At 67.6% G+C, this 1,147-nt stretch carries 1 protein-coding gene; it reads left to right on the top strand.

The window, feature by feature from the left end; all coding sequences use genetic code 11:
• Positions 1 to 37 precede the first annotated feature (37 nt).
• A complete protein-coding gene (locus ADK54_RS14300; protein ID WP_053726001.1) occupies positions 38 to 1,147 on the top strand; it encodes an IS630 family transposase in 1,110 nt (369 codons plus the stop codon).

The following is a 1,147-nucleotide window of genomic DNA, read 5'->3' as shown; positions in this document are numbered from 1 at the left end:
CTAGTGACCTGAGTCGTTGATGCGTCGTTTGATATGCATGGGGCGTCCGGGGCCGCGGTTGGCCGAACTGGTGTTGTCCGAGCGCGAGCGTGAGGTGCTCGGTGGGTGGGTGCGGGCTCAATCCACGCCGCAAGCCCTGGCGTTGAGAGCGAAACTGGTGCTGGCATGTGCCGAGGTCGAGCCGGACGGACTGCCGCGGTCGGCCAGCTCGGTGGCTCGCCAGCTGGGGGTCACCACCGAGACGGTGTCCAAGTGGCGGGCCCGGTTCATCGCCCACCGCTTGGACGGTCTGGGCGACGCACCCCGGCCGGGCCGGCTGCGGACCGTCACCGACGAGCAGGTCGCCGCACTGGTGCGGCTCACCCTGGAGACGAAGCCGAAGAGCGCCACCCACTGGTCGACCCGGTCGATGGCCCAGCGCACGGGGATGTCGCAGTCGACCGTGTCCCGGATCTGGCGGGCCTTCGGCCTCAAACCGCACCGTACCGAGTCGTTCAAGTTGTCCACCGACCCGTTCTTCGTGGACAAGGTCCACGATGTGGTGGGGCTGTACCTCGACCCGCCGGAGCGCGCCTTGGTCCTGTGTGTGGACGAGAAGTCGCAGATCCAGGCCCTGGACCGGTCGCAGCCGGTGCTGCCGATGATGCCCGGCGTGCCCGAGCGCCGCAGCCACGACTATCTGCGCGCGGGCACCACCACCCTGTTCGCCGCGCTGGACGCCGCAAGTGGCCAGGTCATCGGATCGCTCCACCGCCGGCACCGCACCGCGGAGTTCAGGAAGTTCCTCGCCAAGCTGGACCGGGAGGTCCCGGCCCACCTGGACGTGCACCTGATCGCGGACAACTACGGCACCCACAAGACCGAGCCGGTCCGCAGATGGCTGCTGGCCCATCCCCGCTTCCACCTGCACTTCACCCCGACCGGATCGTCCTGGCTGAACCTGGTCGAGCGGTGGTTCGCCGAGCTCACCTGCAAGAAACTCCAGCGCAGCGTCCACCGCTCCGTCCAGGCACTTGAACGCGACATCCGCACCTGGATCAAGGACTGGAACACCAACCCCCGCCCCTATGTGTGGCACAAGACCGCCGACCAGATTCTCAACAGCCTCGCCAACTACTGCCGACGCATCAACGACTCAGGTCACTAG

The organism is Streptomyces sp. WM6378, from assembly GCF_001279695.1.
GTDB lineage: Bacteria > Actinomycetota > Actinomycetes > Streptomycetales > Streptomycetaceae > Streptomyces.
Note: the sequence above shows the minus strand (reverse complement) of the source record. Positions and strands in the feature narration are given on the sequence as shown.